The 25,164-nt window shown below is 67.9% G+C and carries 29 protein-coding genes and 1 tRNA gene; 16 read left to right on the forward strand and 14 right to left on the reverse strand.

All coding sequences use genetic code 11. The features are described 5' to 3' along the window. The first annotated feature begins 157 nt into the window (after positions 1-157). Together ACZLZY_RS03645 and ACZLZY_RS03650 are read left to right on the forward strand one after the other, a co-directional pair. Positions 158-1,513 carry an L-lactate MFS transporter gene (locus ACZLZY_RS03645; protein WP_472932389.1) on the forward strand — a complete coding sequence of 452 codons (1,356 nt, stop codon included), beginning with the start codon at positions 158-160 and terminating at the stop codon, positions 1,511-1,513. A gap of 10 nt (positions 1,514-1,523) precedes the next feature. Continuing rightward, positions 1,524-1,643, forward strand: coding sequence for an MFS transporter small subunit (locus tag ACZLZY_RS03650; RefSeq protein ID WP_472932084.1), 120 nt, complete (start codon positions 1,524-1,526; stop codon positions 1,641-1,643). Positions 1,644-1,735: 92 nt separating this feature from the next. On the opposite strand, the gene ACZLZY_RS03655 is transcribed toward ACZLZY_RS03650, so the two are convergent. Beyond that, positions 1,736-1,900, reverse strand: a complete 165-nt coding sequence (locus ACZLZY_RS03655; protein ID WP_472932085.1) for a hypothetical protein — start codon at positions 1,898-1,900, stop codon at positions 1,736-1,738. 159 nt (positions 1,901-2,059) lie between these two features. Between ACZLZY_RS03655 and ACZLZY_RS03660 the strand changes: the two genes are divergently transcribed. Further along, entirely contained in the window at positions 2,060-2,506 is a 447-nt protein-coding gene (locus ACZLZY_RS03660) for an RbsD/FucU family protein (RefSeq protein WP_472932086.1), read from the forward strand. A 19-nt stretch (positions 2,507-2,525) separates the two neighbouring features. On the opposite strand, the gene ACZLZY_RS03665 is transcribed toward ACZLZY_RS03660, so the two are convergent. From ACZLZY_RS03665 to ACZLZY_RS03695, 7 genes are all read right to left on the reverse strand, one after another. Continuing rightward, positions 2,526-3,347 (reverse strand): sulfite exporter TauE/SafE family protein, encoded by an 822-nt coding sequence (locus ACZLZY_RS03665; protein WP_472932087.1) that lies wholly within the window; start codon positions 3,345-3,347, stop codon positions 2,526-2,528. Positions 3,348-3,502: 155 nt separating this feature from the next. Beyond that, positions 3,503-4,930, reverse strand: coding sequence for a gamma-aminobutyraldehyde dehydrogenase (locus ACZLZY_RS03670; RefSeq protein WP_472932088.1), 1,428 nt, complete (start codon positions 4,928-4,930; stop codon positions 3,503-3,505). 11 nt (positions 4,931-4,941) lie between these two features. Then, the gene (locus tag ACZLZY_RS03675) at positions 4,942-5,754 is read right to left on the reverse strand and encodes an ABC transporter permease (RefSeq protein WP_472932089.1); all 813 of its coding nucleotides are present in this window, start codon (positions 5,752-5,754) and stop codon (positions 4,942-4,944) included. Then, a complete protein-coding gene (locus ACZLZY_RS03680) occupies positions 5,744-6,682 on the reverse strand; it encodes an ABC transporter permease (protein ID WP_472932090.1) in 939 nt (312 codons plus the stop codon). Before ACZLZY_RS03680 ends, ACZLZY_RS03675 begins: the two co-directional genes overlap by 11 nt. Continuing rightward, positions 6,679-7,677 (reverse strand): ABC transporter ATP-binding protein, encoded by a 999-nt coding sequence (locus ACZLZY_RS03685; protein WP_472932091.1) that lies wholly within the window; start codon positions 7,675-7,677, stop codon positions 6,679-6,681. Before ACZLZY_RS03685 ends, ACZLZY_RS03680 begins: the two co-directional genes overlap by 4 nt. 224 nt (positions 7,678-7,901) lie before the next feature. Then, positions 7,902-9,053: an ABC transporter substrate-binding protein gene (locus ACZLZY_RS03690; RefSeq protein WP_472932092.1), complete on the reverse strand. Its 1,152-nt coding sequence runs from the start codon at positions 9,051-9,053 to the stop codon at positions 7,902-7,904. A gap of 115 nt (positions 9,054-9,168) precedes the next feature. Further along, positions 9,169-9,651: a hypothetical protein gene (locus tag ACZLZY_RS03695; RefSeq protein WP_472932093.1), complete on the reverse strand. Its 483-nt coding sequence runs from the start codon at positions 9,649-9,651 to the stop codon at positions 9,169-9,171. A 110-nt stretch (positions 9,652-9,761) separates the two neighbouring features. Between ACZLZY_RS03695 and ACZLZY_RS03700 the strand changes: the two genes are divergently transcribed. Next, complete coding sequence (locus tag ACZLZY_RS03700) at positions 9,762-10,730, forward strand: Bug family tripartite tricarboxylate transporter substrate binding protein (RefSeq protein ID WP_472932094.1); 969 nt, start codon at positions 9,762-9,764, stop codon at positions 10,728-10,730. A gap of 82 nt (positions 10,731-10,812) precedes the next feature. On the opposite strand, the gene ACZLZY_RS03705 is transcribed toward ACZLZY_RS03700, so the two are convergent. Further along, positions 10,813-10,902 (reverse strand) — tRNA-Ser (locus ACZLZY_RS03705). Between the two features lie 245 nt (positions 10,903-11,147). Here ACZLZY_RS03705 and ACZLZY_RS03710 point away from each other — a divergent pair. Continuing rightward, positions 11,148-11,447 (forward strand): hypothetical protein, encoded by a 300-nt coding sequence (locus ACZLZY_RS03710; protein WP_472932095.1) that lies wholly within the window; start codon positions 11,148-11,150, stop codon positions 11,445-11,447. Between the two features lie 210 nt (positions 11,448-11,657). Continuing rightward, positions 11,658-12,659, forward strand: coding sequence for a BMP family lipoprotein (locus ACZLZY_RS03715; RefSeq protein WP_472932096.1), 1,002 nt, complete (start codon positions 11,658-11,660; stop codon positions 12,657-12,659). Between the two features lie 171 nt (positions 12,660-12,830). Here ACZLZY_RS03715 and ACZLZY_RS03720 read toward each other — a convergent pair whose 3' ends face one another. Next, positions 12,831-13,034 carry a SlyX family protein gene (locus ACZLZY_RS03720; protein WP_472932097.1) on the reverse strand — a complete coding sequence of 68 codons (204 nt, stop codon included), beginning with the start codon at positions 13,032-13,034 and terminating at the stop codon, positions 12,831-12,833. Positions 13,035-13,209: 175 nt separating this feature from the next. Here ACZLZY_RS03720 and ACZLZY_RS03725 point away from each other — a divergent pair, with 175 nt between their 5' ends. From ACZLZY_RS03725 to deoA, 7 genes are read left to right on the forward strand one after another with little or no spacing between them, the layout of a single operon-like run. After that, on the forward strand, positions 13,210-14,736 hold the full coding sequence (locus ACZLZY_RS03725) for an ABC transporter ATP-binding protein (protein WP_472932098.1): 1,527 nt from the start codon (positions 13,210-13,212) through the stop codon (positions 14,734-14,736). Next, positions 14,733-15,218, forward strand: coding sequence for a VOC family protein (locus ACZLZY_RS03730; RefSeq protein ID WP_472932099.1), 486 nt, complete (start codon positions 14,733-14,735; stop codon positions 15,216-15,218). Before ACZLZY_RS03725 ends, ACZLZY_RS03730 begins: the two co-directional genes overlap by 4 nt. Beyond that, on the forward strand, positions 15,215-16,354 hold the full coding sequence (locus tag ACZLZY_RS03735) for an ABC transporter permease (protein ID WP_472932100.1): 1,140 nt from the start codon (positions 15,215-15,217) through the stop codon (positions 16,352-16,354). The genes ACZLZY_RS03730 and ACZLZY_RS03735 overlap by 4 nt, the downstream gene beginning before the upstream one ends. Then, positions 16,354-17,322 (forward strand): ABC transporter permease, encoded by a 969-nt coding sequence (locus ACZLZY_RS03740; protein ID WP_472932101.1) that lies wholly within the window; start codon positions 16,354-16,356, stop codon positions 17,320-17,322. The genes ACZLZY_RS03735 and ACZLZY_RS03740 overlap by 1 nt, the downstream gene beginning before the upstream one ends. Positions 17,323-17,367: 45 nt before the next feature. After that, positions 17,368-17,760, forward strand: coding sequence for a cytidine deaminase (locus ACZLZY_RS03745; RefSeq protein WP_472932102.1), 393 nt, complete (start codon positions 17,368-17,370; stop codon positions 17,758-17,760). Next, positions 17,757-18,554, forward strand: a complete 798-nt coding sequence (locus ACZLZY_RS03750; protein ID WP_472932103.1) for a purine-nucleoside phosphorylase — start codon at positions 17,757-17,759, stop codon at positions 18,552-18,554. The genes ACZLZY_RS03745 and ACZLZY_RS03750 overlap by 4 nt, the downstream gene beginning before the upstream one ends. A 59-nt stretch (positions 18,555-18,613) precedes the next feature. After that, a complete protein-coding gene (gene deoA, locus ACZLZY_RS03755) occupies positions 18,614-19,930 on the forward strand; it encodes a thymidine phosphorylase (RefSeq protein ID WP_472932104.1) in 1,317 nt (438 codons plus the stop codon). Between the two features lie 7 nt (positions 19,931-19,937). On the opposite strand, the gene ACZLZY_RS03760 is transcribed toward deoA, so the two are convergent. The 4 genes from ACZLZY_RS03760 to ACZLZY_RS03775 all read right to left on the reverse strand — a co-directional run bounded on the left by ACZLZY_RS03760 (position 19,938) and on the right by ACZLZY_RS03775 (position 23,196). Then, entirely contained in the window at positions 19,938-20,480 is a 543-nt protein-coding gene (locus ACZLZY_RS03760; RefSeq protein ID WP_472932105.1) for a retropepsin-like aspartic protease family protein, read from the reverse strand. Between the two features lie 125 nt (positions 20,481-20,605). Then, positions 20,606-21,235, reverse strand: coding sequence for a uracil phosphoribosyltransferase (gene upp, locus ACZLZY_RS03765; protein ID WP_472932106.1), 630 nt, complete (start codon positions 21,233-21,235; stop codon positions 20,606-20,608). Between the two features lie 133 nt (positions 21,236-21,368). Beyond that, positions 21,369-22,565, reverse strand: a complete 1,197-nt coding sequence (locus ACZLZY_RS03770; protein WP_472932107.1) for a phosphopentomutase — start codon at positions 22,563-22,565, stop codon at positions 21,369-21,371. Positions 22,566-22,713: 148 nt separating this feature from the next. Next, entirely contained in the window at positions 22,714-23,196 is a 483-nt protein-coding gene (locus tag ACZLZY_RS03775; RefSeq protein ID WP_472932108.1) for a pilus assembly protein N-terminal domain-containing protein, read from the reverse strand. Between the two features lie 232 nt (positions 23,197-23,428). Between ACZLZY_RS03775 and ACZLZY_RS03780 the strand changes: the two genes are divergently transcribed. The 3 genes from ACZLZY_RS03780 to cpaB all read left to right on the forward strand — a co-directional run bounded on the left by ACZLZY_RS03780 (position 23,429) and on the right by cpaB (position 25,157). Continuing rightward, positions 23,429-23,605: a Flp family type IVb pilin gene (locus tag ACZLZY_RS03780; RefSeq protein WP_472932109.1), complete on the forward strand. Its 177-nt coding sequence runs from the start codon at positions 23,429-23,431 to the stop codon at positions 23,603-23,605. Positions 23,606-23,706: 101 nt separating this feature from the next. After that, entirely contained in the window at positions 23,707-24,201 is a 495-nt protein-coding gene (locus ACZLZY_RS03785; protein ID WP_472932110.1) for an A24 family peptidase, read from the forward strand. A 140-nt stretch (positions 24,202-24,341) separates the two neighbouring features. Continuing rightward, entirely contained in the window at positions 24,342-25,157 is an 816-nt protein-coding gene (gene cpaB / locus ACZLZY_RS03790) for a Flp pilus assembly protein CpaB (protein ID WP_472932111.1), read from the forward strand. The last annotated feature ends 7 nt before the right edge of the window (positions 25,158-25,164 follow it).

A 25,164-nucleotide genomic window follows, 5' to 3' on the forward strand; every position in this document is an offset into this window, starting at 1 on the left:
TAAAACCGCTGATATGTGTCGTGCCGCTTCGCTGCGACTTGCCGGCACTGGCCTGCTGCTATTCATCAGCCCTTCGTACGATTGCGGCTGACGGCAAAAGCGTTAAGCGTGCAACCGAACTCTGGGAGGAAACGCGGTGGCGACGACAAGCAATGACATGGGGCGAGGCGGCTGGCTGTCGCGGTCCCGCACGGTGGCCGAGCCCGGCTTCAACCGCTGGCTGGTGCCCCCGGCCGCGCTCTGCGTGCATCTGTGCATCGGCCAGGCCTACGCCTTCTCGGTGTTCAACAAGCCGTTGTCGCTGCTGATCGGCGGTACCGAGCCCGCCGTCGGGCAAGACTGGACGATCCCCTCGCTCGGCTGGATCTTCTCGATCGCCATCGTCTTCCTCGGCCTGTCGGCGGCCTTCGGCGGCGCCTGGGTCGAGCGGGTCGGGCCGCGCCGGACCATGGCGACGGCCGCCTGCTTCTTCGGCGGCGGCTTCCTCGTCGCCGCGCTCGGCATCTCCACCCACCAGCTCTGGCTGGTCTATCTCGGCTATGGTGTGCTCGGCGGCTGCGGCCTCGGCCTCGGCTACATCTCGCCGGTCAAGACGCTGATGACCTGGTTCCCGGACCGGCCGGGCATGGCCACCGGCATGGCGATCATGGGCTTTGGCGGCGGCGCCTTCATCGCCTCGCCGCTCTCGGTCTACCTGATGAGCCAGTTCAGCGTCGCCGGCACCTTCGTCGCGATGGGCCTGATCTACTTCGTCTACATGATGGTCGGCGCGACCCTGGTGCGCGTGCCGCGCGAGGGCTGGCTGCCGGAAGGCTATGTGCCCGCGACGAAGTCGAGCGGCCTCGTCACCTCCGCCAATGTCCATGTCGACGAGGCGCTGAAGACGCCGCAGTTCTGGCTGCTCTGGGGCGTGCTCTGCCTCAACGTCACGGCCGGCATCGGCGTGCTCGGCCAGGCCTCGCTGATGAGCCAGGAAATGTTCCCGGGTATCATCACCCCCGCCGCGGCCGCCGGCTTCGTCGGCCTGCTCAGCCTGTTCAACATGGCCGGGCGATTCTTCTGGGCCTCGACCTCGGACTATATCGGCCGGCGCAACACCTACATGATCTTCTTCGCCCTCGGCGTCGTGATCTACGCGCTGGTGCCGACCGCCGGGCAGATGGGCTCGATCGTCCTGTTCGTGCTGCTCTACGCCATCATCCTGTCGATGTACGGCGGCGGCTTCGCCACCATCCCGGCCTATCTCCGCGACGTGTTCGGCACCAAATATGTCGGCGCGATCCACGGGCGGCTCCTCACCGCCTGGTCGGTGGCGGGCGTCGCCGGGCCGGTGCTCGTCAACTACATCCGCGAGTACCAGATCGCCAACGGCGTGGCGAAGGCCGACGCCTATACGGTGACGATGTACATCATGGTTGGCCTCCTGGCGGTCGGCTTCCTCCTGAACTTCCTGATGAAGCCGGTCGCCGCCAAGCACCACCTGCCGGCCGATCCCCGTCCGCTGGCCGCCTGAGGAGAGAGCGATGAACGAGAAAATCACCACCAGCCCGATCCTCGTGGCGCTCGCCTGGATCTTCGTCGGCCTGCCGCTCGCCTGGGGCGTCGTGATGACGCTGAAAAGCGCGATGGCGCTGTTCGCCTGAAACAACAACGCCCGCGCCGGGGGACGGCGCGGGCGTCTGTCAGACTGAGGAAAGGCCGGATGCCGCAGGGCGTCCGGCCTTTCTGCGTTGGACTACTTGCCGGTGGGGGCCTTGATCTCGGGATAGGTCTTGCGGTTGCGCAGGGCCTCCTCGATCTCGTCCTGCTGGACGCGCTGGGCGCCCTGGTCCTTCATCCGGTCCTCGTCGTCTGGCTGGTCCTGCTGATTGTCGAATTCGTCGGTGGGAATGCGGCTCATGGTGATCTCTCCTCTATGCACCTGACATAGGGCCCGCCCGCCGGGTGTCACGGGTGGGCGGGTTAGAGAAGGCGTCTGCTAGGGGCGGATCGCCCTGGCTTCCGCTCGGGTTTGTCCGCTGGTACGACGTCGGGGCCGAAGCATTCATCCGGAGGACACATGCTGAAGACGATACCGCCGATCATCGGCAGCGAACTGCTGGCGATCCTCGCCGAGATGGGCCATGGCGACGAACTGGTGCTCGCCGATCGCAATTTCCCGGCCGTCTCGACCGCCAGGGCCACCGTCAGCGGCAAGCTGGTGCAGCTGGCCGGGGTCGACACGACGGAGGCGGCCCGCGCGATCCTGACGCTGCTGCCGCTCGACAGCTTCGTCGATCAGCCGGTGCGGCGCATGGCGGTCGTCGGCGACCACGAGGCGGTGCTCGAGGTGCACGCCGACATGCAGGCGGTGGTCGATGCCGCCGAGGGCAAGAGCATCGGGATCGAGAAGGTCGAGCGCTTCGCCTTCTACGAGGCGGCGCGCCGCGCCTATGCCGTGGTGCAGACCACGGAGTCGCGGCCCTATGGCTGCTTTCTCCTGAAGAAGGGCGTCGTCTTCGACTGAAGCCCCGCCGTTCAGGAGCTCAGACGAGGTCCCACACGAACTGCAGCGCCACGACGAGGAGGAAAATGCCGAAGGCCAGCTGCAGGCGGCGCTTCGACAGGCGGTGCGCCAGCCGCGCGCCGATCGGGGCGACGAGCATGGCCGCCGGCGCCACGATCAGCGTCGCGGCGAGACTGACATAGCCGAGGCTGAAGGCGGGCAGGCGCGGATCGCCCCAGCCCGCGACGCCATAGGAGACGAGGCCGGGGATGGCGATGATGACGCCGACGCCGGCGGAGGTCGCCACCGCCTGGTGCATCGAGCGGCCCCAGGCGGTCATGAAGGTGTTGTTGAGGACGCCGCCGCCGATCCCCATCAGCGCCGACAGGAGCCCGATGAGGAAGCCGGCGAGCGAGCGTCCGACAAGGCCGGGTAGGTCGGTGCCGAAGCTCAGCGGCAGCCGGCCGATGATCATCTTCAGCGCCAGCACGAACGCGATGGCGGCAAAGATCCCCTTTAGCGCGGCGGTGGAGGAGTAGGCCGCGACCACTGTGCCGGCGATGACGCCGAGCGGCACTGCCACCACCCATTCGCGCAGCAGCGCCATGTCGACCATGCCGGGATGGCGCCGGTGCGCGGCGAGCGAGCGCAGCGCCGTCGGCACGATGATCGCCAGCGAGGTGGCAATCGAGAGGTGCATGGTGATCGCCGGGTCGACGCCGAGCAAGGTGAAAGTGTGGTAGAGCACCGGCACGAAGATCGCCCCGCCGCCGACGCCGAACAGCCCGGCGAGCAGCCCGCCGAGCACGCTGGCGGCAAGGAGGGTGAGGAGCATGGGGACGAGGAGGGCGATGTCGGGCATCCCCGCTCTTACGGGCCCGCACCCCCGCCGGCAATGCCGCATCGTAAGCATGGGGCCGACGCGCCTCTGCGGCCAGGTCGCCGGCGTTGGGACCGGGCCGGGGCGAAGCTGTCCCGGTGCCCTCGATCGCCCGTTGGCGGTTGATCCGCTCCGGCCTAGCCGTGGTTGATCATGACGTGGCGGACGACCGTGTAGTCCTCGAGGGCGTATTGCGACATGTCCTTGCCGTAGCCCGAGCGCTTCAGGCCGCCATGCGGCATCTCGTTGACCAGCATGAAATGGGTGTTCACCCAGGTGCAGCCGTAGCGCAGCCGCGCCGCCGTCGCCATCGCGCGCGAGACATCCTTCGTCCAGACCGAGGAGGCGAGGCCGTAGTCGGAATCGTTCGCCCAGGCGACCGCGTCGTCGGTGTCGGAAAAGCGGGTGACCGAGACCACCGGGCCGAATACCTCGCGCCGGACGATCTCGTCGTCCTGCCGGGCGCCGGCGATCACCGTCGGCTGGAAGTAGAATCCGCGATCGCCCGCGACCTTGCCGCCGGCGGTGACCTCGACGTGCTTCAATTCCGTGGCGCGGTCGACGAAGCCGGTGACGCGGTCGCGCTGGCGGCCGGAGATCAACGGGCCGATCTCGTTCTCCGTGTCGTCGGCGAGGTCGTAGCGGATGCCGTTGACCGCCGAGGAGAGGTCGGCGACGAGGTTGTCGTAGATCTTCCCGCCGGCATAGATGCGGCAGGCGGCGGTGCAGTCCTGGCCGGCATTGTAGAAGCCGAAGGCGCGCAGCCCCTCGACCACGGCCGACAGGTCGGCATCGTCGTAGACGATGACCGGCGCCTTGCCGCCGAGCTCCAGATGCGTGCGCTTGACCGTCGTCGCTGCCGCCTGCAGCACCTTCTGGCCGGTGCCGACATCGCCGGTGATCGAGACCATGTCGATGCCGGGATGGTGGATCAGCGCATTGCCGACGCTGGCGCCGCGGCCGAGGATGACGTTGACGACGCCCTCCGGCAGGATGTCCGCGAGAAGGCGCGCAAACTTCAGCGCGGTCAGCGGCGTCTGCTCGGAGGGCTTGAAGACCACGGTGTTGCCGCCGGCGATCGCCGGCGCGAGCTTCCAGGCCATCATCATCAGCGGGTAGTTCCACGGCGCGATCGAGCCGACGACGCCGACGGGATCGCGCCGGATCATCGAGGTATGGCCGGGCAGGTACTCGCCCGCGACCTGGCCCGGCAGCGTGCGCACCGCCCCGGCGAAGAAGCGGTAGCAGTCGGCGATGGCCGGGATCTCGTCGTTGAGGACGGCGTTGATCGGCTTGCCGCAGTTCAGCGATTCCAGCGCGGCAAAGCCTGCTGCGTCCGCCTCGATCGCATCGGCGATCTTCAGCAGATAGCCGGCGCGCTGGGCGGGCGTCGTGCGCGACCACGTCTCGAAGGCTCTCGTCGCCGCCGCGACCGCCGCGTCCACCTGCGCGGCGGAGGCTTCCGTAAGGGTGAGGATGGTCTCGCCGGTGCGCGGGTTGAGGACGGCCTCCTCGGTCTCCGTGCCGGCTGTGAAGGCCGTGCCGATCAGCATCTCGGTGTCCATGAGAGTCTCCGTTATTTGCCGGCGCCGGCGACGCTGTCGCCATCGCGGGTGAGGTAGAAGGCGGCGAGAATCGGCAGGAAGGTGACGAGCACCACGACCAGCGCGACGACGTTGGTCACCGGGCGCTGCCGCGGGCGGATCAGCTCCTCCAGCATCCACAGCGGCAAGGTCTGCTGCTGGCCGGCGGTGAAGGTGGTGACGATCACCTCGTCGAAGGACAGCGCGAAGGCGAGCATGCCGCCGGCGAGCAGCGCCGTGCCGATGTTCGGCAGCACCACGTGCCGGAAGGTCTGGAAGCCGTCGGCGCCAAGGTCCATCGAGGCCTCGATCAGCGAGCCCGACAGCCGCCGGAACCGCGCCACCGCATTGTTGTAGACGACGACCACGCAGAAGGTCGCGTGGCCGAGCACGATGGTCCAGAACGAGAAGGGGATGTCGGCGATCGAGAAGGCCGAGCGCAGCGCGATGCCGGTGATGATGCCGGGCAGAGCGATCGGCAGGATGACGAGGAGCGAGATCGTCTCGCGGCCGAAGAATTTCGTCTGGCTGACGGCGGCAGCGCAGAGCGTGCCGAGCACCAGCGCGATTGTCGTCGAGACCGACGCCACTTGGACCGAGAGCTTCAGCGCGGCCCAGACGTCCGGCCGGTCCCAGGTCACCGCGAACCATTTCAGCGTCAGGCCGGGCGGCGGCCAGACGAAGCTCTTCTCCTCGGTGGTGAAGGCGTAGACGAAGATGATCGCGAGCGGCGCCAAGAGGAAGACGAGCCCGGCGCCGGCGGCAAGCTTCAGGCCGAGCGGGGCGGGGGCGGCCTCAGAGCGCATCGAACGCCCCTTGGCGCTTCGCCATCCAGAGATAGAGGCCCATGATGACGATCGGCACCACGGTGAAGGCGGCCGCCAGCGGAATGTTTCCGGCGGTGCCTTGCTGGGTGTAGACGGCTTGGCCGATGAACAGGCGGGACGAACCGACGATCTGCGGGATGATGTAGTCGCCGAGGGTCAGCGAGAAGGTGAAGATCGAGCCGGCGATGATGCCCGGCAGCGCCAGCGGGAAGATCACGTGCCGGAACGTCTCGGACGGCGTCGCGCCAAGGTCGGCGGAGGCGTCGGTGAGGTTGACCGGCACCCGCTCGAGCGCAGCCTGCGTCGGCAGGATCATGTAGGGCAGCCAGATGTAGACGAAGACGAGGAAGGTGCCGATGTAGCTGACCGACAGCGAGTTGCCGCCGATGCCGGGGATACCGAGCACCGCGTCGAGCACCGGCGTCAGGTGGAGCGTCTGGAACAGCCAGGTGAGGATGCCCTCCTTGGCGAGGATCAGCTTCCAGGCATAGACCTTGACGAGGTAGCTCGACCACAGCGGCAGCATCACGCAGAGGTAGAACAGCGCCTTCCACGCCCCCTTGGCGTGGCGCGCCGCGAAATAGGCGATGGGGAAGGCGATGATCCCGGCGGCGAGCGTCACCGCGGCCGCCATCACCACGGTGCGCAGGATGATCGCGAAGTTCGCCGGCTGCAGCAGGGCCGCATAGGTCGAGAGCGTGAACTCCTCGACGATGACGCCGGAGAAGTCGTCGAGCGAATAGAAGCTCTGGACCAGCAGCGCGGCGAGCGAGCCGAGATAGACAAGGCCGAGCCAGGCGACCGGCGGCGCCAGCAGCAGCACGATCAGAAGGTTCGGCCGCCGCCAGAGGAGGTCCGACAGCCGTCCGGCGAGCCCCGGCCGCCGCGGCAGGACGACGGCGCTCACGCCGGCTCCATCAGGTGCAGCGCCTCGGGGGCGAAGCCGATGGCGATCGGCTCCCCGATGGCAGGGATGGAAGTGCCCGCCGGGACGACGGCGTGGAGGCGGAGGCCGCCGAGGTCGATGCCGAGCCGCGTTGTGGCGCCGAGATAGCTGGTCGAGGCGAGGCGCCCGGTGAGGTGGTCGGGCGCAATGCCCGGCGCCACCAGCCGCACCGCCTCCGGCCGCAGGCTCGCCCAGCGCGCCTCGAGGCCGACGCGGCCGGCAAATTCCGGCGGCAGGACGTTGGACGAGCCGACGAAGTCGGCGACGAAGCGGTTGACGGGCCGCCGGTAAATCTCCTCGGGGGCGCCCACCTGCATCACCCGGCCCTCGCTGAACACCGCCACCCGGTCGGCCATCGACAGCGCTTCCCCCTGGTCGTGGGTGACGAAGATGAAGGTGATGCCGAGCGTCTGCTGCAGGCTTTTCAGCTCCTCCTGCATGCTCTCGCGCAGCTTCAGGTCGAGCGCGCCGAGCGGCTCGTCGAGCAGCAGCACTTTCGGCCGGTTGACGATGGCGCGGGCGAGCGCGACGCGCTGGCGCTGTCCGCCGGAGAGCTGGCCGGGCTTGCGCTCGCCATAGCCGGCAAGTTTCACGAGGTCGAGCGCGGCGTCGGCCTCAGCGCGGCGCTCGCGCTTCTCGACCTTCCGCAGCATCAGGGAGTAGGCGACGTTGTCGCGGACGTTCAGATGCGGAAACAGCGCATAGTCCTGGAAGACCGTGTTCACCGCCCGCCGGTAGGGCGGCACGCCCGTGACGTCCTCGCCGAAGATCGCGACCGCGCCCGCGCTCGGCTGCTCGAAGCCGGCGATCACCCGGAGGCACGTCGTCTTGCCCGAGCCGGACGGCCCGAGCATCGCGAAGAACTCACCCGGCACAATGTCGAGATCAACCCCGTCCATCGCGCGGACGGCGCCGAAATGGCGGGAGACGGCGCGGAGCGAGACGGCTGGGGTCATGGGGCATGAGATCCTGGAGGATGCGGGCTTTAATGACGGCTGATCTCCCCCCGGGAGGGGGAGAGGCCCGGCAGGGCAGAGGGGGGCAAGCTGCCGCCAGCTTCGCCTGTTTTCGCAACGGCGACGGCCGAGCGCTATGGCACCGGCAGAGCGCTATGGCGCCCCCTCTGCCTGCCGGCATCTCCCCCTCAAGGGGGGAGATCGAAACCGCTCGACCCTTGCCGTCAGCCGCCCATCACCGCGATGTAGTCCGACACCCAGCGCGAGTACGGCACGCATTCCCCTTGCGCGCATTTCGCCGTCGGGGTGCGCCAGAAGCGGATCTTGTCGAAATTGTCGAAGCCGTTGGTCTTGCAGCCCTCCGCCCCGAGGAGGTCGCTCGCCTTGCATGCGTCGGGCACGGCCGGGACCGAGCCGAACCAGGCGGCGACGTCGCCCTGGACTTTCGGGTCGATCGAGTGCTCCAGCCATTTATAGGCGCAGTTGGGGTGCTCGGCGCCGCTCGCCAGCATGGTCGTGTCGGCCCAGCCCGTCGCGCCTTCCGCAGGGATCGTCGAGGCGATTTTCTGCTTGTCGGCGGTGAGCGTGTTGACCTGGAACGGCCAGGAGCCGGAGGCGACGACGCCCTCGGTCTTGAAGTCGTCGACCTGGACCGCCGCATCGTGCCAGTAGCGGCCGACGAGCGCGCGCTGTCCCTTCAGGAGCTCGAGCGCTGCGGCATACTGCTCCTCGCTGAGGGCATAGGGATCGGTGATCTTCAGCTCGGGCTTCGTCGCCATCAGGTAGGTCGCGGCGTCGGCGATGTAGATCGCGCCGTCATAGGCCTGGACACGCCCGGCATTGGTCTTGCCGTCCGGCAGATCCATCTTCTCGAACACGACGTTCCAGCTGGTCGGCGCTGTTTTGAACACCTCGGTATTGTACATCAGGACGTTCGGCCCCCACTGGTAGGGAACGCCGTAATGCTTTCCGTCGACGGTGAACCAGGCCGCATCCTTCAGCCGCGGATCGACCTTCGACCAGCTGGGGATGAGGTCGGTGTTCACCGGCTGCACCTTCTTGCCGGCGACGAGGCGCAACGAGGCGTCGCCCGAGGCGGTGACGAGGTCGAAGCCGCCCTGGTTCATCAGCGTCACCATCTCGTCGGAGGTGGCGGCGGTCTTGACGCTGACCTTGCAGCCCGTCTCCTTCTCGAAGCCGGTGACCCAGTCATAGCCCTTGTCGGTCTCGCCGCGCTCGATGTAGCCGGGCCAGGCAACGATACGCACTTCGCCCTCGCCGTCGCCGACGGCGGTCATCGCGGTCTGCGCGACGGCGTGGCCGGCAAAGGCCGCGGCCATGAGGCCCACGGTACAGGTCCTGAGAATCGACGCCATGTTGTCACCCCTCTTCTGCCGCCCCACCGCGGGCCTTGCAAAGACGAGCTTATCGCGCCGCCGAGCCAGCGCAATCGGGGTGCTTCAAAAATCCGCGAGGGGAAATGAAGCGCGGCTACCTCTTGTACTGCTGCGCCCATTCCGCCGGCGGCGCCGGACGCGGCAGCGCCAGGCCCTGCTTCTGGCAATTGGCGAGAAGGCCGGCGACGACCTCGGAGTCGAGCGTCGCGGCGCGGGCGTCGCCGGTCTCGAAGGCGGTGCGGTCGCGGTCTGCGACGTCGCATTCGGCCTGCGTCACCTGGCTGGCGACGTTCTCGACCTGCTGCACCGCCGTGCCCTCGCTGTAGAGCGCGCGGCCAATGAGCGCTGCGGCGGCAAGGCAGGCCAGAGCGATGAGGATCTTCGTCGAGCGTTTCAAGGGGTCGGCTCCATCAGGCGGGAGAGGGCGGTTGGGCGAGCAACCAGCGGGAATGGGTTGGGTTGCCTGACAGGCGCAGAGGCATTGCAGCTTGTCCAGCACCAGCACCAGCACCAGCACCAGCACCAGCACCAGGGAGGGAACCAGAACCAGCGCTACCGCCAGCGAGGGTGCGGGCAACGCAGAACACCCTTCGACGAATGGGGCGGTCGATTGCGCTCCCAGACCGCGCTAGGCTCGCCGTCCCGGCGACGACCGCCGCAAAGATAGACGATCTGGGAGAGACGAAAATGAAGCGGAGATCCTTTCTGGCGCTGGCCGCCGCCCTGTCCCTGACGGGCAGCGCCTTGGCGCAGGACGCCTATCCCGACAAGCCGATCCGGCTCGTCGTGCCGTTCGCGGCCGGCGGCTCGACCGACCTCGTCGCCCGCGTGGTGGCGCAGGCGATGGGCGAGCGGCTGGGGCAGCAGATGGTGATCGAGAACCGCGGCGGGGCCGGCGGCAATCTCGGCGCGACTGCGGTCGCCGAGGCCGATCCCGACGGCTACACCATCCTGATGGGCACGATCGCCACGCACGCGCTCTCGGCCTCGCTCTATGCCGTCCCGCCCTTCGATCCGGAGAAGGACTTTGCCCCGGTCGTGCTGCTGGTCACCGTGCCGAACGTCCTCACCGTCAACAAGGACTACCCGGCCAAGACCGTGCAGGAGCTGATCGCGCGGCTGAAGGAGAAGCCCGGCGAGGAGGTCTATTCCTCCTCCGGCAACGGCACGCCGCTGCATCTTTCCGGCCAGCTGTTCATGTCGATGACGGGAACCGAGATGGTGCACGTGCCCTACAAGGGCTCCGGCCCGGCGCTGGTCGACGCGATCTCCGGTGACGTGCCGATCAACTTCGACAACCTGCCGTCCTCGACCGGCTTCATCAAGTCCGGCGCGCTGCGGGCGCTGGCGGTGACCACCAAGCAGCGCGCGGCGATCTTCCCGGACGTGCCGACGATGGAGGAAGCGGGCGTGCCGGGCTACGAGACCAATACCTGGAACGCGCTCTTCGCCCCCGCCGGCACCCCGCCCGAGGCGGTCGCGGCGCTGAACGCGGCGGCGAACGCGGTGCTGGCAGACCCGGCGGTGAAGGAGAAGCTCGCCAATGTCGGCGCCGAGACGGTCGGCGGCACCCCCGAACAGCTCGCCGCCCACGTAAAGTCCGAAATCGCCCGCTGGCGCCCGGTGATCAAGGCCGCCAACGTCCAGATGGACTGAGGCGCATCGCGGCTGGGTCCGGGGGCGCGGCACCTTCGGACCTGGCCGAATGGCAGAAGTCGAGCAGGATAGATCAAGGTAATGGCGGAGAGAGGGGGATTCGAACCCCCGTTACGCTTTCACGTAAACACACTTTCCAGGCGTGCGCCTTCAACCACTCGGCCACCTCTCCATCCCCGCTCCGTCGGCGCGGGCGCCAGGCGGGTCGGGGGCTCGCGGGCTTCGAGGAAGTCGGCGAGTCGGTTGGGGGCGACTTATAGCGAGAACCCCCCTCTGTTCAAGGGGCTTTCGGTGATGGCGCGTGTTGCCGCGGTTAAGGGCGGCCGCGCAGCGCTGGATCGGCGGGCAATTCCGCTCTAGAAGGGCGCGGGCTACGGCGCGGGAAGCGCGGCGCGTTCGCCTATCAGGGGAGGCCGCATGATCCGATTTCTGTTTCGCCTCGCCGGCCAGATCGTCCTCGCCGTGGGCCTGGTCTTCGCGGTCGCCGACATCGCCCGCTCGCTCGCCAACGATGCGCTAAGCCTCACGACATTGGCGGAAGCGGCGGCGGCCTTGCGCCTGCCGCTCGCACCGGCGGAGGGCGATGCGAGCGTGCTCGACGTGATCGCGCTGGTCTCGGCCTGGCCGGCGGCGCTGGTGCTGGCGGTGCTGGCCTTCGTGCTGATGTTTTTCGGTCGCCGGCCCGGCCCGGTCCGCGGTCAGCCGCCCCGGCGCTGATCGCGCTCTCAAGCCGGGCTGGAAGCCGGGCGGTCGGAGTGGCTTGGTGCGGCCGGCGTCAAACCCCGTGGAGCTTCGTCCGGTGGCGCAGAAAGAGCGTGAAACTTCACCCCGCGCATGCCAGTCTCAGGCCTTGAAGGCCGGGATTGAGGGCGATCCCGCCGGCTTAACGGGGCGGCCCCGCTGCCCATCGCAAGGATCTGGAGCGAGATGAAAAACTTTGTGGCGGGCCTTCTGGCCGCGACCGTCCTGACCGCAAGCCTGACGACGGCCGAGGCGGCCGAGATCAGCCCGGCGGTGGTCTATGACATGGGCGGAAAGTTCGACAAGTCGTTCAACGAGGCCGGCTACACCGGCGCCGAGAAATACAAGAAGGACAAAGGCACCGAATACCGCGACTTCGAGATCCAGAACGATTCGCAGCGCGAGCAGGCGCTGCGTCGCTTCGCCCAGCGCGGTGCCTCGCCGATCGTCGGCATCGGCTTCAGCCAGGCCGCGGCGATCGAGAAGGTCGCCAAGGAGTTTCCGGAGACGAAGTTCGTCATCATCGATTCCGTCGTCGACCTGCCCAATGTGCGCTCGGTGCTGTTCTCCGAGGAGCAAGGCTCCTATCTCGTCGGCATCCTCGCCGGCATGAAGTCGGCGACCGGCACGGTCGGCTTCGTCGGCGGCATGGACATCCCGCTGATCCGCACCTTCGCCTGCGGCTATGTTGGTGGCGTGAAGGCCGCCAAGGCCGACGCCAAGGTGCTGCAGAACATGACGGGCACGACCGGCTCCGCCTGGAACGACCCGGTGCGCGGCGGCGAGCTCGCGAAATCGCAGATCGACCAAGGCGCCGACGTGATCTTCCATGCCGCCGGCGGCACCGGCATCGGCGTGCTGCAGGCAGCCTCCGACGCCGGCAAGTTCGGCATCGGCGTCGATTCCAACCAGAATGCCCTCCATCCCGGCCACGTCCTGACCTCGATGGTCAAGCGCGTCGACAACGCCGTCTACAAGGCCTTCGACGATGCGGCGAACGACAAGTTCACCGCGGGCGCGGTGACGCTCGGCCTCGCTGATGACGGCGTCGGCTACTCGCTCGACAAGGACAACGAGGCGCTGATCACGCCGGAAATGAAGGCCGCGGTCGAGAAGGCCAAGGCCGACATCGTCGCCGGCACGGTGAAGGTTCACAACTACAATTCGGACAGCGCCTGCCCGTATTGAGGTGAGCTGACTTCTGCTTGAGGGGGGGGGGAGCTGCCGGCAGGCACCGGGGGGGCGAGATCTGCCTCCCCCGACGTGGCGGCAGCTTTAGGCGGGAAGGCGCTTCGCCCTATGGCGCCCCTCTCTGGCCTGCCGGCGATCTCCCCCTCGGGTGGGGAGATGGCCCCGTCTTCAGTAATGCGGCGGCTTGGTCTGCTCGGGGGCGGGGGCCATTTCCTCCAGCGCCTGGAAGCGGTCGCCGAGACTGCGGGCCGCCTTCAGCAGGCGATCGATCGCCTCGCCCTGGCGCTGGACCTCGGCCGAGAGGTCGTCGATCACCTGCTGCTGGTGGGCGAGCGTCATCTCCAGCGCGTCGATGCGGTCGGTGTCGGTCATGGCATGTCCCCGTCGGTCGTGGCGCACTGAAGGCTGCCGGCGCGCCGGCCCAAGATCACGAAGCGGCGGGTCTTGTCGAGGCCGTTCCCTGGTGGATGCCGGCCGGCCGGCGGCGCGGGGAGGCTGGCCTTCCGGCGGCGGGCCCCTTAAACTTGGCCGGCACAAGGGAGCAGGCATGGCGGCCATCGAACTCATCGGGATCGGCAAAAGTTTCGGCGCGGTGCGTGCCAATCACGACATCAGCTTGTCCGTCGAAAAGGGCTCGATTCACGGCATCGTCGGCGAGAACGGCGCCGGCAAGTCGACGCTGATGTCGATCCTCTACGGCTTCTACCAGGCCGATGCCGGGGAAATCCGCGTCGGCGGCAAGCCCGTCGCCATCACCGACACCTCAGCCGCCATCGCCGCCGGCATCGGCATGGTGCACCAGCACTTCATGCTGGTCGACAATTTCACCGTGGTCGAGAATGTCATGCTCGGCGCCGAGCAGTCGCCTTTCCTGCGCGCCGGCATCGGCAAGGTTCGGGCCGAGCTGAAGCGGCTGGCACGCGAGCACGCGCTCGACGTCGACCCCGATGCCGTGGTTGGCGAACTGCCCGTCGGCCTGCAGCAGCGGGTGGAAATCTTGAAGAGCCTCTACCGGCGCGCCGACATTCTGATCCTCGACGAGCCGACGGGCGTCCTGACGCCGGCCGAGGCCGATCACCTCTTCGGCGTGCTGCGGCAGCTGCGCGACGAGGGCAAGACGATCATCCTCATCACCCACAAGCTGCGCGAGATCATGGACGTCACCGACACCGTCTCGGTGATGCGCCGCGGCGAGATGGTGGCGACGCGCCGGACGGCCGAGACCAATGTCGCCGAGCTCGCCGAGCTGATGGTCGGCCGCCGGGTGCTGCTGCGGGTCGACAAGGCGCCGGCGACCCCCGGCCCCGTCAAGCTTGCCGTGCGCGGCCTGACGGTGCGGGACGGGCGCGGCGTCGCGATGGCGAAGGACATCTCGTTCGAGCTGCGGGCCGGCGAGATCGTCGGCATTGCCGGGGTCGCGGGCAATGGCCAGTCGGAGCTGCTCGAGGCGCTGGCCGGGATCCGCCGTGCCGAGGCGGGAGCGGTGACGCTGCTTGGCCGCGAGATCGACCCGGCGTCGGGCGCCGTCGATCCCGCCGAGATGCGGCGGATGGGCCTTGCCCACGTGCCGGAGGACCGCCACCACATGGGACTCGTGCTGGCATTCGAGGAGGCGGAGAACGCCATGCTCGGCTATCACGGCGATCCCCGCTTCACCCGAAACGGCCTGCTCGATCTCGCCGCCATGCGCCGCGACGCTTCGGAGAAGATCGCGGCCTACGACATCCGGCCCGCCGACTGCCGGGCGAAGACCGCGAATTTTTCCGGCGGCAACCAGCAGAAGATCGTGCTCGCCCGCGAGATGGAGCGCGACCCCGCGGTGCTGCTCATCGGCCAGCCGACGCGCGGCGTCGACGTCGGCGCCATCGAGTTCATCCACCGCCGCATCGTCGCCATGCGCGATGCCGGCAAGGCGATCCTCCTCGTCTCGGTCGAGCTCGACGAGATCCAGGCCCTCTCGGACCGCATCCTGGTGATGTTCGATGGGCGGATCGTCGGCGAATGCGCCGCGGGTGCGGCGGAGAATCAGCTCGGTCTGCTGATGGCCGGCATCGGGAGGGAAGTGGCGGCATGATGCGCGACGCCCGGATTTCGCTGGTGACGCTGGCGGTCGACGATCTCGACCGGGCGGCGCGCTTCTACGTCGCCCTCGGCTGGACGCGCACCAGCGCCGGCAATGACGGCGTCGTCTTCCTGCAGGGCGAGCGCATGGTGCTCTCGCTGTTCGGTCGGCGCGACCTGGCAGCCGATGTCGGCCTGTCGAGCCAAGGCGACGTGCCTTTCCCCAACACGGCGCTGGCGGTGAACTTTCCAAGCGAGGCCGATGTCGACCGGGTGTTCGAAGCCGCCACCGCGGCCGGGGCGCGGCCGATCAAGCCGCCGGAGCCGACCATCTGGGGCGGCTATTCCGGCTATTTCGCCGATCCCGACGGCCATCTCTGGGAACTGGCGCACAATCCCTTCTTCCGCCTGACCAAGAAAGGCCATCTTGACCTCGGCAAGCCGACGAGAGACAGCGGCGCCGAAGAAGCCGCCGCCGCGAAAGGCCTTGCATGAGCCGTCCCTATGCCAAGCTGCCGCCGCTGGTGGATTTCGGCCTGATCCCCTTGCTCAACGTCGTGTTGGCCTTCGCGGTCGCCGGCCTCGTGGTGCTGGCGGTCGGCGAGAGCCCGGTAGAGGCGGCCGAGCTGATGTGGCGCGGCGCCTTCGGCTACGGCGAGGGCATCGGCTTCACGCTCTACTACACCACCAATTTCATCTTCACCGGCCTGGCCGTCGCCGTCGCCTTCCATGCCGGCCTCTTCACCATCGGCGGGGAGGGCCAGGCCTATCTCGGAGGGCTCGGCGTCGCGGTCGTGGCGCTGAGCCTGGGAGACATCGTGCCTTGGTGGGTGACGCTGCCGGTCGCGGTGCTCTCGTCGGCCGCCTTCGGCGCGCTCTGGGCCTTTATGCCCGGCCTGCTGCAGGCCAGGCGCGGCGCGCACATCGTCATCACCACCATCATGTTCAACTTCATCGCCGCCAGCCTGATGAACTATCTGCTGGTCGGGCCGCTGAAGCTCGCGGGCTCGATGCAGCCGGCGACCCGCACCTTCGCCGAGGGCGGACAGGCGCCGAAGCTGACCGGCCTGTTCGAGATGATCGGCCTCGACCTCGGCGGCGCGCCGCTGAACGTCACCTTCCTCATCGCGCTCGTCGCCGCGCTCGCCGTCTGGGTGCTGATCTGGCGCACGCGGCTCGGCTACGAGCTGCGGACCCTCGGCCATTCGCCGAGCGCGGCGCGCTATGCCGGCATGTCGGAGACGCGGCTGATCCTCGTCGCCATGACGCTGTCGGGGGCGCTCGCCGGCATGATGGCGCTGAACCCTGTGATGGGCGACCAGGCGCGGCTGCAGATCGACTTTCCCGAGGGCGCCGGCTTCGTCGGCATCGCGGTGGCGCTGATGGGCCGCGGCCATCCCGCCGGCATCCTGCCCGCGGCGCTGCTCTTCGGCGTGCTCTACCAGGGCGGGGCGGAACTCGCCTTCGACATGCCGGCGATCTCGCGCGACATGATCGTCATCATCCAGGGTCTGGTGATCCTGTTCGCTGGCGCGCTGGAGAACATGATCCGGCCGGGTGTCGGCATCGCCTACGGCTTTCTGTCGCCGCGGGCGAAGACGCCGGCGGTCGCAGCCGGGGAGCGCGCGTGATGGATTTCGGCGTGATTCTCAACGTCGCCGATTCAGCGATCCGGCTGTCGACGCCGCTGCTCTTCGCCGCGCTCGCCGGGCTCTATTCCGAGCGGGCAGGGGTGTTCGACATCGGCCTCGAGGGCAAGATGCTGATCGCCGCCTTCGCCTCGGCGGTGGCGGCCGCCGCGACCGGTTCGGCACTGCTCGGCCTTGCCGCGGGCGTCGCTGCCGCCGTCGGCTTCGCGCTGGTTCATGGCTTGGCGTCGATCACCTACCGCGGCAACCAGATCGTCTCCGGCATGGCGCTGAACTTCGTCGCGATCGGGCTGACGGTGCTGCTTGGACAGAACTGGTACGGGCAAGGCGGGCGCACGCCCTCGCTGCCGGAGAGCGCGCGCTTCGGCGCCGTGACGCTGCCGGGGGCCGAGACGATCGGCACCATTCCGGTCCTCGGGCCGATCTACCAGACGCTGGTGTCCGGGCAGAACGTCCTCGTCTACGTCGCCTTCCTGATGGTGCCGCTGGCCTGGTGGGTGCTGTTCCGCACCCGTTTCGGCCTCCGGCTGAGGGCGGTCGGCGAGAACCCGGCGGCGGTCGACACGGCCGGCATCTCGGTCGCCTTCCTGCGCTACCGCGCGGTGATCGTCTGCGGCGTCCTCACGGGGCTCGCCGGGACCTATCTCGCGCTCGCGCAGTCGGCCGGCTTCAACCGTGACATGACCGCGGGCAAGGGCTACATCGCGCTCGCCGCTTTGATCTTCGCGAAATGGCGGCCGGTGCCCGTGATGTTCGCGTGCCTCCTTTTCGGCTTTCTCGACGCGGTGTCGATCCGCATCCAGGGCGTCGAGTTGCCGGTGGTCGGTCAGGTCTCGGTGCAGTTCGTCCAGGCGCTGCCCTACCTCCTGACCGTGGTGCTGCTCGCCGGCTTCGTCGGCAAGGCGGTGCCGCCGAAGGCCGGCGGCGTGCCCTATGTGAAGGAGCGGTAGTTCCGCCACCCGCACCGGCCTCGGCCCTACCGCAAAGGAAACGTGATGTCCGACGACCTGTTCTCGCTGGCCCGTTCGGCCCTGCGAAAATCGCATGCGCCCTATTCGAAGTTTCCGGTGGGCGCGGCGATCCGCACCCGCGACGGCCGGCTGTTTGCCGGCTGCAACGTCGAGGTGGTGAGCTTTCCCGAGGGCTGGTGCGCCGAGACCACGGCGATCGCCCAGATGGTGATGGACGGCGGCGGGCGCATCGCCGAGATCGCCGTGCTCGCCGAGAAGCTGGCGCTTTGCACGCCCTGCGGCGGTTGCCGCCAGCGCATCGCCGAGTTCGGGACGCCGGAGACCAAGGTGCACCTCTGCGACGAGACGGGCGTGCGCGAGACCATTTCACTCGGCGAACTGTTCCCGCGCGGCTTTGCGGCGGAGAACCTGGGATGAGCGTCGACATCGAAGCGCTGAAGGCCAAGCTCGGCGGTCGCAAGGCGCGGATCGCCCTGATCCTCGGCTCCGGCCTTGGCGGGCTCGTCGGTGAACTCGAGGACCCGTTGGCGATCCCTTACGCCGAGATCCCGGGCTTCCCGCAAAGCGGCGTCAGCGGCCATTCCGGGGAGCTTGTGGCCGGGCGGCTGAACGGCATCGACGTCCTCCTCCTGTCGGGCCGCGTGCATTACTATGAGAAGGGTGATGCCGCAGCGATGCGGCCGGCGCTGGAGGCGCTGAAGGCGCTGGGTGTCTCGATCCTCGTCCTCACCAATGCGGCGGGATCGCTGCGGTCCGAGATCCGCCCCGGCGCCGTCATGCTGATCGAGGACCACATCAACTTCTCCGGCGAAAACCCGCTGATCGGCGAGCCGACGGACGCGCGCTTCACCGGCATGACCGAAGCCTATCACGAGGACCTCCGCCGGGTGATGAAGGAAGCCGCCGTGGAGGTGGACGCGCCGCTGTCGGCGGGCGTCTACATGTGGTTTTCCGGCCCGTCCTTCGAGACGCCGGCCGAGGTCAACATGGCGCGCATCCTCGGCGCCGACGCCGTCGGCATGTCGACCGTGCCTGAGACGATCCTCGCCCGCTTCCTCGGCCTGAAGGTCGTGGCGGCCTCGGTCATCACCAATTACGGGGCCGGCATGACCGGCGCCGAGCTCTCGCATGCCGAGACCAAGGACGTGGCGCCGCGGGGCGGGGCGATCCTCGCCCGCATCCTCAAGGCGGCGCTGCCGCGGTTTCTCTGAAGACCGGCCATGCCCGCTCGCTTCTTTTCTGCCTGCCGCCTGAAGAAAGGCCTTTGCCGATGACCCGTCTCCCCCAGGAAATCATCCGCCAGAAGCGCGACGGCGGCACGCTCGCGGCCGAGGACATCAAGGCCTTCATCGCCGGTTTCGAGGGCGAGCGCGTCACCGAGGGACAGGTCGCGGCGTTTGCGATGGCCGTGTTCTTCAACGGCATGCAGAAGGCGGAGACCGTGGCGCTGACTGAGGCGATGCGTGATTCCGGCGATACGCTGGACTGGTCGGGCTTCGACCGGCCGATCCTCGACAAGCATTCGACCGGCGGCGTCGGCGACAACGTCTCCTTGATGCTGGCGCCGATCGTCGCGGCCTGCGGCGGGGCGGTGCCGATGATTTCCGGCCGCGGCCTCGGCCATACCGGCGGCACGCTGGACAAGATGGAATCGATCCCCGGCTATTCCGTCACCCCGGACAATGCTTTGTTCCGCAAGACAGTGGCCGAGGTCGGCTGCGCGGTGATCGGCCAGACCGGGCGCCTCGCCCCGGCCGACAAGCGCTTCTACGGCATCCGCGACGTTACCGCGACGGTGGAATCGATCCCGCTGATCACCGCCTCGATCCTGTCGAAGAAGCTGTCGGCGGGCCTGCAAGGGCTGGTGCTCGACGTGAAGTCCGGCTCCGGTGCCTTCATGGCGCGGGAGGAGGATGCGGCGGCGTTGGCGGCAAGCCTCGTCGAGGTCGCCAACGGCGCAGGGCTGAAGACCATCGCCCTCCTCACCGGCATGGACGAATCGCTCGCCTCGGCTGCCGGCAACGCCGTCGAGGTCGAGAACGCCGTGCGCTTCCTCACCGGCGACCGGCAGGACGCGCGGCTGCTCGATGTCACGCTGGCGCTCGCCGGCGAGATGCTGGCGCTCGGCGGCCTTGCGCCCGACGCCGGCGAGGGGCGGCGCAAGGCCGAGGCGGAGCTCGGCGATGGCCGGGCCGCGGAGGTATTCGGGCGGATGGTCGCAGCGCTCGGCGGGCCCGCCGATTTCGTGGAGCGCTTCGGCGCCTACCTGCCGAAGGCCGAGATCATCCGCGACGTCGGCGCCGCGGCCGGGGGCTATGTCACAGCCGTCGATACCCGTGCGCTCGGCCTTGCCGTCGTCACCCTCGGCGGTGGCCGGACGCGGCCGCAGGATCCGGTCGACCACGCGGTCGGGCTGACCGACCTCGTCGGCTTCGGCGCGCGGTTGATGCCGGGCGACCCGCTTTGCCGGATCCATGCGCGCTCGGCGGAGGCGGCGCAGGCTGCCGCGGATCGTATCCAGAAAGCGTATACAATCGCACCGGACGCCGTCGCCGTCCGTCCGGCGGTGCTGACGCGCTTCGGCTAAGCCGCGCCTACTGCACCAGGCTCAATTGATCCGACTGGACCTCGAAGCGTTTCAGCTTGGACAGGAAGCTCATGCCGAGCAGCGTCGTCGGCAGCCCGGTGCCGCGGGCGACCATGATGTCCACGTCGTCCACGGCGACATTGCCGATCTGGATCCGGTCGAGTCGGGCCAGCGCCACGGCGGTCTCGCCGTTCGCGGTCTGCGCCTTGTGGCGGTAGTCGGCGGCCGAGAGCTGGATGCCGAGCTGGCGGGCAGTGGCTTCGCTCATCGAGACATAGGTCGCCCCGGTATCGATCAGAACCGGCACCGGTCGCCCGTTCATCCGCGCCGCCGTGCGGAAGTGCCCGTCCGGATCGGCGTCGATGCGGGCGCGGCCGGACAACAAGGGAGGGGCGCTCGGCCGAGCGGCGACCTCCACCACCGCGGGCGCCGCGGTGACGGCCTCCGCCCGCTGCTCGTCGGCCATCCGCTTCTGGTAGCGCTCGAAAGTCGAGGGAAACAGGAAACCCAGGACGGCGGCGCCCGCCATGAACACCACGACTTTCTGCATTCGATCTCAAGCTCCGCCCACGCTCCCCGCAAGAAGAGCCATGGCCGAACCCTGTCACGCCTTTCATTAACGCTGCGGCGTGCGTCCGGCGGCGATTGCCGAAAGGGTTGCCAAGCGGTTAACGGCTATTTGGTGCCGTACATCCGGTCGCCGGCATCGCCGAGGCCCGGGACGATGTAGCCCTGTTCGTTGAGGTGGCTGTCGATCGAAGCGGTGTAGATGGCGATGTCGGGATGCGCTGCGCGGAAGCGCTCGATGCCCTCGGGAGCCGCCAGCAGGCAGAGGAAGCGGATGTTCTTCGCGCCGCGCTCCTTCAGCCGGTCCATGGCGGCGATCGCCGAATTGCCGGTGGCGAGCATCGGGTCGACGACGATGACGAGACGGCTGGCGAGGTCTTCCGGCGCCTTGAAGTAGTATTCGACCGGCATCAAAGTCTCGTGGTCGCGGTAGACGCCGACATGGGCGACGCGGGCGGCCGGCACGAGGTCCAGCATGCCCTCGAGCAGGCCGTTGCCGGCACGCAGGATCGAGGCGAAGACCAGCTTCTTGCCCTCGAGAACCGGCGAATCCATCGCTACCATCGGCGTTTCGATCCGCTTGGTGGTGAGGTCGAGATTGCGCGTCACCTCGTAGCAGAGCAGCGTCGAGATCTCGCGCAGCAGCCGGCGGAAGCTCGCCGTCGAGGTTTCCTTGTCGCGCATGATCGTCAGCTTGTGCTGGACCAGCGGGTGATCGATGACGGTAACGCCGTCCATGCCGCAAACCTTTCCTCGAAATTTCTCGGGCCGAACCTAGTCGGTGGCGGCGCGCACGCCAAGCGCGGCAGCGCCCGCACACGGGCCGACACCGCCAAACTCCACGCTTTTCGTGCCCTTCCTGCCGAACCTTCTAGAGAAAGCTCGTGCCGTGCGGCCCCGGTGGCAGTCCGAGATGGGCGGCCATGCTCTCGCCGATGTCGGCAAAGCTCTTGCGGTGGCCGATCCCGCGGGGAGCGATGCCGGGGCCGAAGCCGAGCACCGGCACGTTTTCGCGGGTGTGGTCGGTGCCGGGCCAGGTCGGGTCGCAGCCGTGGTCGGCGGTGACGAGGGCGAGATCACCGGGGCGGAGGGCGGCGAAGAGCTCCGGCAGCCGGGCGTCGAAGGCCTCGAGCGCGGCAGCATAGCCGGGAACGTCGCGGCGGTGGCCGAACAGCGAGTCGAAGTCGACGAAGTTGGCGAAGACGAGGTCGCCGTCTTCAGCATCGTCCAGCGCGCCGAGAAGCGCATCGAACAATGCCATGTTGCCGTCGCCCTTGCGGACCTCGCTGACGCCCTGGTGGGCGAAGATGTCGCCGATCTTGCCGATGGCGATCACCCGGCGGCCGGCGGCGACCGCGCGGTCGAGCAGCGTCGGCTCCGGCGGGGGCACGGAATAGTCGCGCCGGTTGGCGGTCCGGCGGAAGTTTTCAGCGGTCTCGCCGATGAAGGGGCGGGCGATGACCCGGCCGATATTCAGAGGGTCAACGTGTTTTCGCGCGCTTTCGCAGAGCGCATAGAGCCTGTCCAGACCGAAATGCGTCTCGTGCGCGGCGATCTGCAGCACGCTGTCGGCCGAGGTGTAGACGATCGGCTTGCCCGTGCGGATGCTCTCCTCGCCGAGCTCCGCGATGATCTCGGTGCCCGAGGCATGGCGGTCGCCGAGAATGCCCGGAAGGTCGCCGTCGTCGACCAGCTGCTGGACGAGGGAGGCCGGAAAGGTCGGGATCGCCTGCGGGAAATAGCCCCAGTCGAAGGTGACGGGAACGCCGGCGATCTCCCAGTGGCCGGACGGCGTGTCCTTGCCGCGCGAGACCTCGCCGGCCGAGCCCCAGAGACCGCTCGGCGCGCCGCCTGCCGTCGGTGCCCCGGCGGCTTGGAAAAGCCCGAGCGTTACGAGGTGCGGCAAGGCGAGTGGACCTTGCCGCAGGCCGGGGCGATCGCCTCGGCCGGATGCGCAGGCTTGCGCGATATGGCCGAGCGTATCGGCGCCGACATCGCCATAGGCGGCGGCATCTGCCGCCCCTCCGATCCCGAAGGAATCCATCACGATGAGAACGGCACGGCCCACGACATCTTCTCCCACAGCGCGCCGAGGCTTCCGGCGCGGGCGGCCAGTCTACGACATCGGCGGGGGAGGGGGAATCGCGGATGCCGCATGGCTGCCTTGGCAGGCGTGTCGTTATCGGCCCCCGCGACGGCCCCGATGGGTTGACCCGTTACTTGTTGCCGCTGGTCGCCATGGTCTGGCGGGCGGTGAACTGGCCCGAGGCGCCCGCGAAAGCGGTCTCGTTGTCGCCAATGGTCACCGTCGGCTCGCAGGTCGGCAGGCAGGCCAGCGTCGTCCGTTCGGCTTGGCGGTAAATGCGGACGGTGCCCGCCTCAAAGCTTTGGACAGCCACTTCCTCGTCGACGATCGACTTGCCGTCGCCATCGAGGATGACGAGGTTGGTGATGCCGTAGGACCGTCCGGTGAGAACCAGCGTGGTGGAATCGTGCACGGTGACGTCGACGATCGACGGGTTGCCGATGATCACCGTCTCGGCCGCGCGGTCGATCTTCAGGACGCGGGCATGGTCGACCGAGACGTGGAGGCGCCCGTCGGCGGCCGTGGCCGGAGCGGCCGATGCCGGGATGATGAAGGCCGCGCCGGATGCGGCGATGGCGATCGCGGCGAAGATGACGCGGCTGTGCCTGAACATGAGAGAGCCCGCCTTGACGCTGGTTAAGGCTTCTTCCCTAGCATGGCTTGGTGAATGAAGGTTTAAGCGGACGGCAGCCCTGATAAGTCGTTCAGCCACCAACATATTTTTCGGGATAAATTAAGCTTATTCTTTAAAACGATCGAAATCAGCCGCCGCTAGGGTGACCTCATCCGACCGACGAGACCGCGTCGCCGGGCCAGTTTCCCCACACGGATCCAAGGAGCTTTCCATGTCCAACCTGATCAAGCGCTTCGCCAAGAATGAATCCGGCGCGACCGCCATCGAGTACGGCCTCATTGCCGCCCTCATCGCCGTCGTCATCATCACTGCCGTGACCCTTGTCGGCACCAACCTGACCACCGTGTTCAACAACATCGCGGGCAAGCTTTCCGGCAAGGGCGCCTAAACGTCAGACGAATTGAAGTAACTGTGTGGGATGGTGGTGAGGCTTTCGGCCTCACCACGTTCCCTCCGTAAAAAGGGTTGTAGTCGATGCTGGCGGCCGCCTTGTTGGTCATCTTTCCGTTCGCGATGATCTACGCGGCTTTTTCCGACCTCGTCTCGATGACCATTTCCAACCGTGTTCCGGTGATCCTGTCGGTCGCCTATATCGTACTGTCGCTGGCGCTTGGGGTGCCGGCGTTCGAAATGGCGATGCATGTTTGTATCGCCCTTGTTTGCCTCGCGGTCACCTTCGGCTTCTTTGCCGCGGGATGGATGGGGGGCGGCGACGCAAAACTTGTGGCTGCGACCGCTTTGTGGTTCGGACCAAGCCAGACCCTGATGGAATATCTTGCCATCGGCAGCGTCTACGGCGGCCTCCTGACGCTCGGCCTGCTGGCGATACGGATCAATCTCGTCCCTGCGACCGGCATCGACTTCGTCGACCATCTGCTCGACCAGAAGACCGGTATCCCCTACGGCATCGCGCTCGGCGCGGCTGGGCTGACCAGTTATTCCTCGAGCGCCTGGATCGAGTACGCCCTCCAAAGCATGGGGTGAACCGGTCGTTGCAGAAGCCTGAACAAAGCGTCACCAGGTCTGCCGGGGCGTAGGGCTTCGTTAACCATATAGTGAGGGTTTGTCCCCCATAAGATGTCCAACCTGCCCGTGTTCCGCGGGTGCTCGAGAGAGGGTTGGACATGAATATCGCCCGCCTTGCGGTGCTCGGAATAGCGATCCTCGCCGCGGGCGGTGCCGGACTTCTGGCCATGACCATGTCGTCGCAGGAGTCCGCCGAGCCCGTGATCATCACGGCGGCGCCCGCCGAACCCCCGATCAAGCTGACCGAAGTGCTCGTCGCGTCGAAGGACGTGCCGATGGGCTCGTCGATCGCCGACGCGCTGACCTGGCAGAAATGGCCGGAAGACGGCGTCAGCAGCACGTTCATCCTGAGGACGACGCGCCCGGAGGCAATCGAGGAGCTGAAGGGTTCCGTCGCCCGGCAGTCGTTCTTCAGCGGCGAGCCGGTGCGTGAAAGCAAGCTGATCAAGACCGATCGCGGCTTCATGTCGGCCATCCTGCCCGCCGGCAAGCGCGCCATCGCCATCCAGATCTCGGCCGACACGTCCGCCGGCGGCTTCATCCTGCCGAACGACCATGTCGACATCATCATGACCCGGCGCAAGGTCGACGGGCAGGTGGCCGGCACCTACGACACCGAGACCATCCTGCGCAATTTGCGCGTCCTCGCCATCGACCAGACGATCGAAGAGCAAGACGGCACGAAGGTCGTCGTCGGCTCGACCGCGACGCTCGAGGTCGATCCGACACAGGCCGAAGCTTTGATCGCCGCCCAGCCGATCGCCGAGAAACTGGTGCTCGCGCTGCGCTCGCTGGAGGATTCGATCCCCGGCTCCGCAGGCTACGCCGCCTTCCTACTCGAGGGCGAGAAGAGCCCGAGCCGCATTCGCCTGGTCCGCTACGGCCAGTCGTCCGACATCACGACCAAGAAGTGACGAGCGC

It is taken from the genome of Mesocryomonas lacus (assembly GCF_055730135.2).

What these genes read in the sequence shown, in the direction of transcription:
- ACZLZY_RS03645 (WP_472932389.1), top strand. Translation starts at nt 158, where the DNA reads ATGGGGCGAGGCGGCTGGCTGTCGCGGTCCCGCACGGTGGCCGAGCCC.
- ACZLZY_RS03650 (WP_472932084.1), top strand. Translation starts at nt 1,524, where the DNA reads ATGAACGAGAAAATCACCACCAGCCCGATCCTCGTGGCGCTCGCCTGG.
- ACZLZY_RS03655 (WP_472932085.1), bottom strand. Translation starts at nt 1,900, where the DNA reads ATGAGCCGCATTCCCACCGACGAATTCGACAATCAGCAGGACCAGCCA.
- ACZLZY_RS03660 (WP_472932086.1), top strand. Translation starts at nt 2,060, where the DNA reads ATGCTGAAGACGATACCGCCGATCATCGGCAGCGAACTGCTGGCGATC.
- ACZLZY_RS03665 (WP_472932087.1), bottom strand. Translation starts at nt 3,347, where the DNA reads ATGCCCGACATCGCCCTCCTCGTCCCCATGCTCCTCACCCTCCTTGCC.
- ACZLZY_RS03670 (WP_472932088.1), bottom strand. Translation starts at nt 4,930, where the DNA reads ATGGACACCGAGATGCTGATCGGCACGGCCTTCACAGCCGGCACGGAG.
- ACZLZY_RS03675 (WP_472932089.1), bottom strand. Translation starts at nt 5,754, where the DNA reads ATGCGCTCTGAGGCCGCCCCCGCCCCGCTCGGCCTGAAGCTTGCCGCC.
- ACZLZY_RS03685 (WP_472932091.1), bottom strand. Translation starts at nt 7,677, where the DNA reads ATGACCCCAGCCGTCTCGCTCCGCGCCGTCTCCCGCCATTTCGGCGCC.
- ACZLZY_RS03690 (WP_472932092.1), bottom strand. Translation starts at nt 9,053, where the DNA reads ATGGCGTCGATTCTCAGGACCTGTACCGTGGGCCTCATGGCCGCGGCC.
- ACZLZY_RS03700 (WP_472932094.1), top strand. Translation starts at nt 9,762, where the DNA reads ATGAAGCGGAGATCCTTTCTGGCGCTGGCCGCCGCCCTGTCCCTGACG.
- ACZLZY_RS03710 (WP_472932095.1), top strand. Translation starts at nt 11,148, where the DNA reads ATGATCCGATTTCTGTTTCGCCTCGCCGGCCAGATCGTCCTCGCCGTG.
- ACZLZY_RS03715 (WP_472932096.1), top strand. Translation starts at nt 11,658, where the DNA reads ATGAAAAACTTTGTGGCGGGCCTTCTGGCCGCGACCGTCCTGACCGCA.
- ACZLZY_RS03720 (WP_472932097.1), bottom strand. Translation starts at nt 13,034, where the DNA reads ATGACCGACACCGACCGCATCGACGCGCTGGAGATGACGCTCGCCCAC.
- ACZLZY_RS03725 (WP_472932098.1), top strand. Translation starts at nt 13,210, where the DNA reads ATGGCGGCCATCGAACTCATCGGGATCGGCAAAAGTTTCGGCGCGGTG.
- ACZLZY_RS03730 (WP_472932099.1), top strand. Translation starts at nt 14,733, where the DNA reads ATGATGCGCGACGCCCGGATTTCGCTGGTGACGCTGGCGGTCGACGAT.
- ACZLZY_RS03735 (WP_472932100.1), top strand. Translation starts at nt 15,215, where the DNA reads ATGAGCCGTCCCTATGCCAAGCTGCCGCCGCTGGTGGATTTCGGCCTG.
- ACZLZY_RS03740 (WP_472932101.1), top strand. Translation starts at nt 16,354, where the DNA reads ATGGATTTCGGCGTGATTCTCAACGTCGCCGATTCAGCGATCCGGCTG.
- ACZLZY_RS03745 (WP_472932102.1), top strand. Translation starts at nt 17,368, where the DNA reads ATGTCCGACGACCTGTTCTCGCTGGCCCGTTCGGCCCTGCGAAAATCG.
- ACZLZY_RS03750 (WP_472932103.1), top strand. Translation starts at nt 17,757, where the DNA reads ATGAGCGTCGACATCGAAGCGCTGAAGGCCAAGCTCGGCGGTCGCAAG.
- deoA (WP_472932104.1), top strand. Translation starts at nt 18,614, where the DNA reads ATGACCCGTCTCCCCCAGGAAATCATCCGCCAGAAGCGCGACGGCGGC.
- ACZLZY_RS03760 (WP_472932105.1), bottom strand. Translation starts at nt 20,480, where the DNA reads ATGCAGAAAGTCGTGGTGTTCATGGCGGGCGCCGCCGTCCTGGGTTTC.
- upp (WP_472932106.1), bottom strand. Translation starts at nt 21,235, where the DNA reads ATGGACGGCGTTACCGTCATCGATCACCCGCTGGTCCAGCACAAGCTG.
- ACZLZY_RS03775 (WP_472932108.1), bottom strand. Translation starts at nt 23,196, where the DNA reads ATGTTCAGGCACAGCCGCGTCATCTTCGCCGCGATCGCCATCGCCGCA.
- ACZLZY_RS03780 (WP_472932109.1), top strand. Translation starts at nt 23,429, where the DNA reads ATGTCCAACCTGATCAAGCGCTTCGCCAAGAATGAATCCGGCGCGACC.
- cpaB (WP_472932111.1), top strand. Translation starts at nt 24,342, where the DNA reads ATGAATATCGCCCGCCTTGCGGTGCTCGGAATAGCGATCCTCGCCGCG.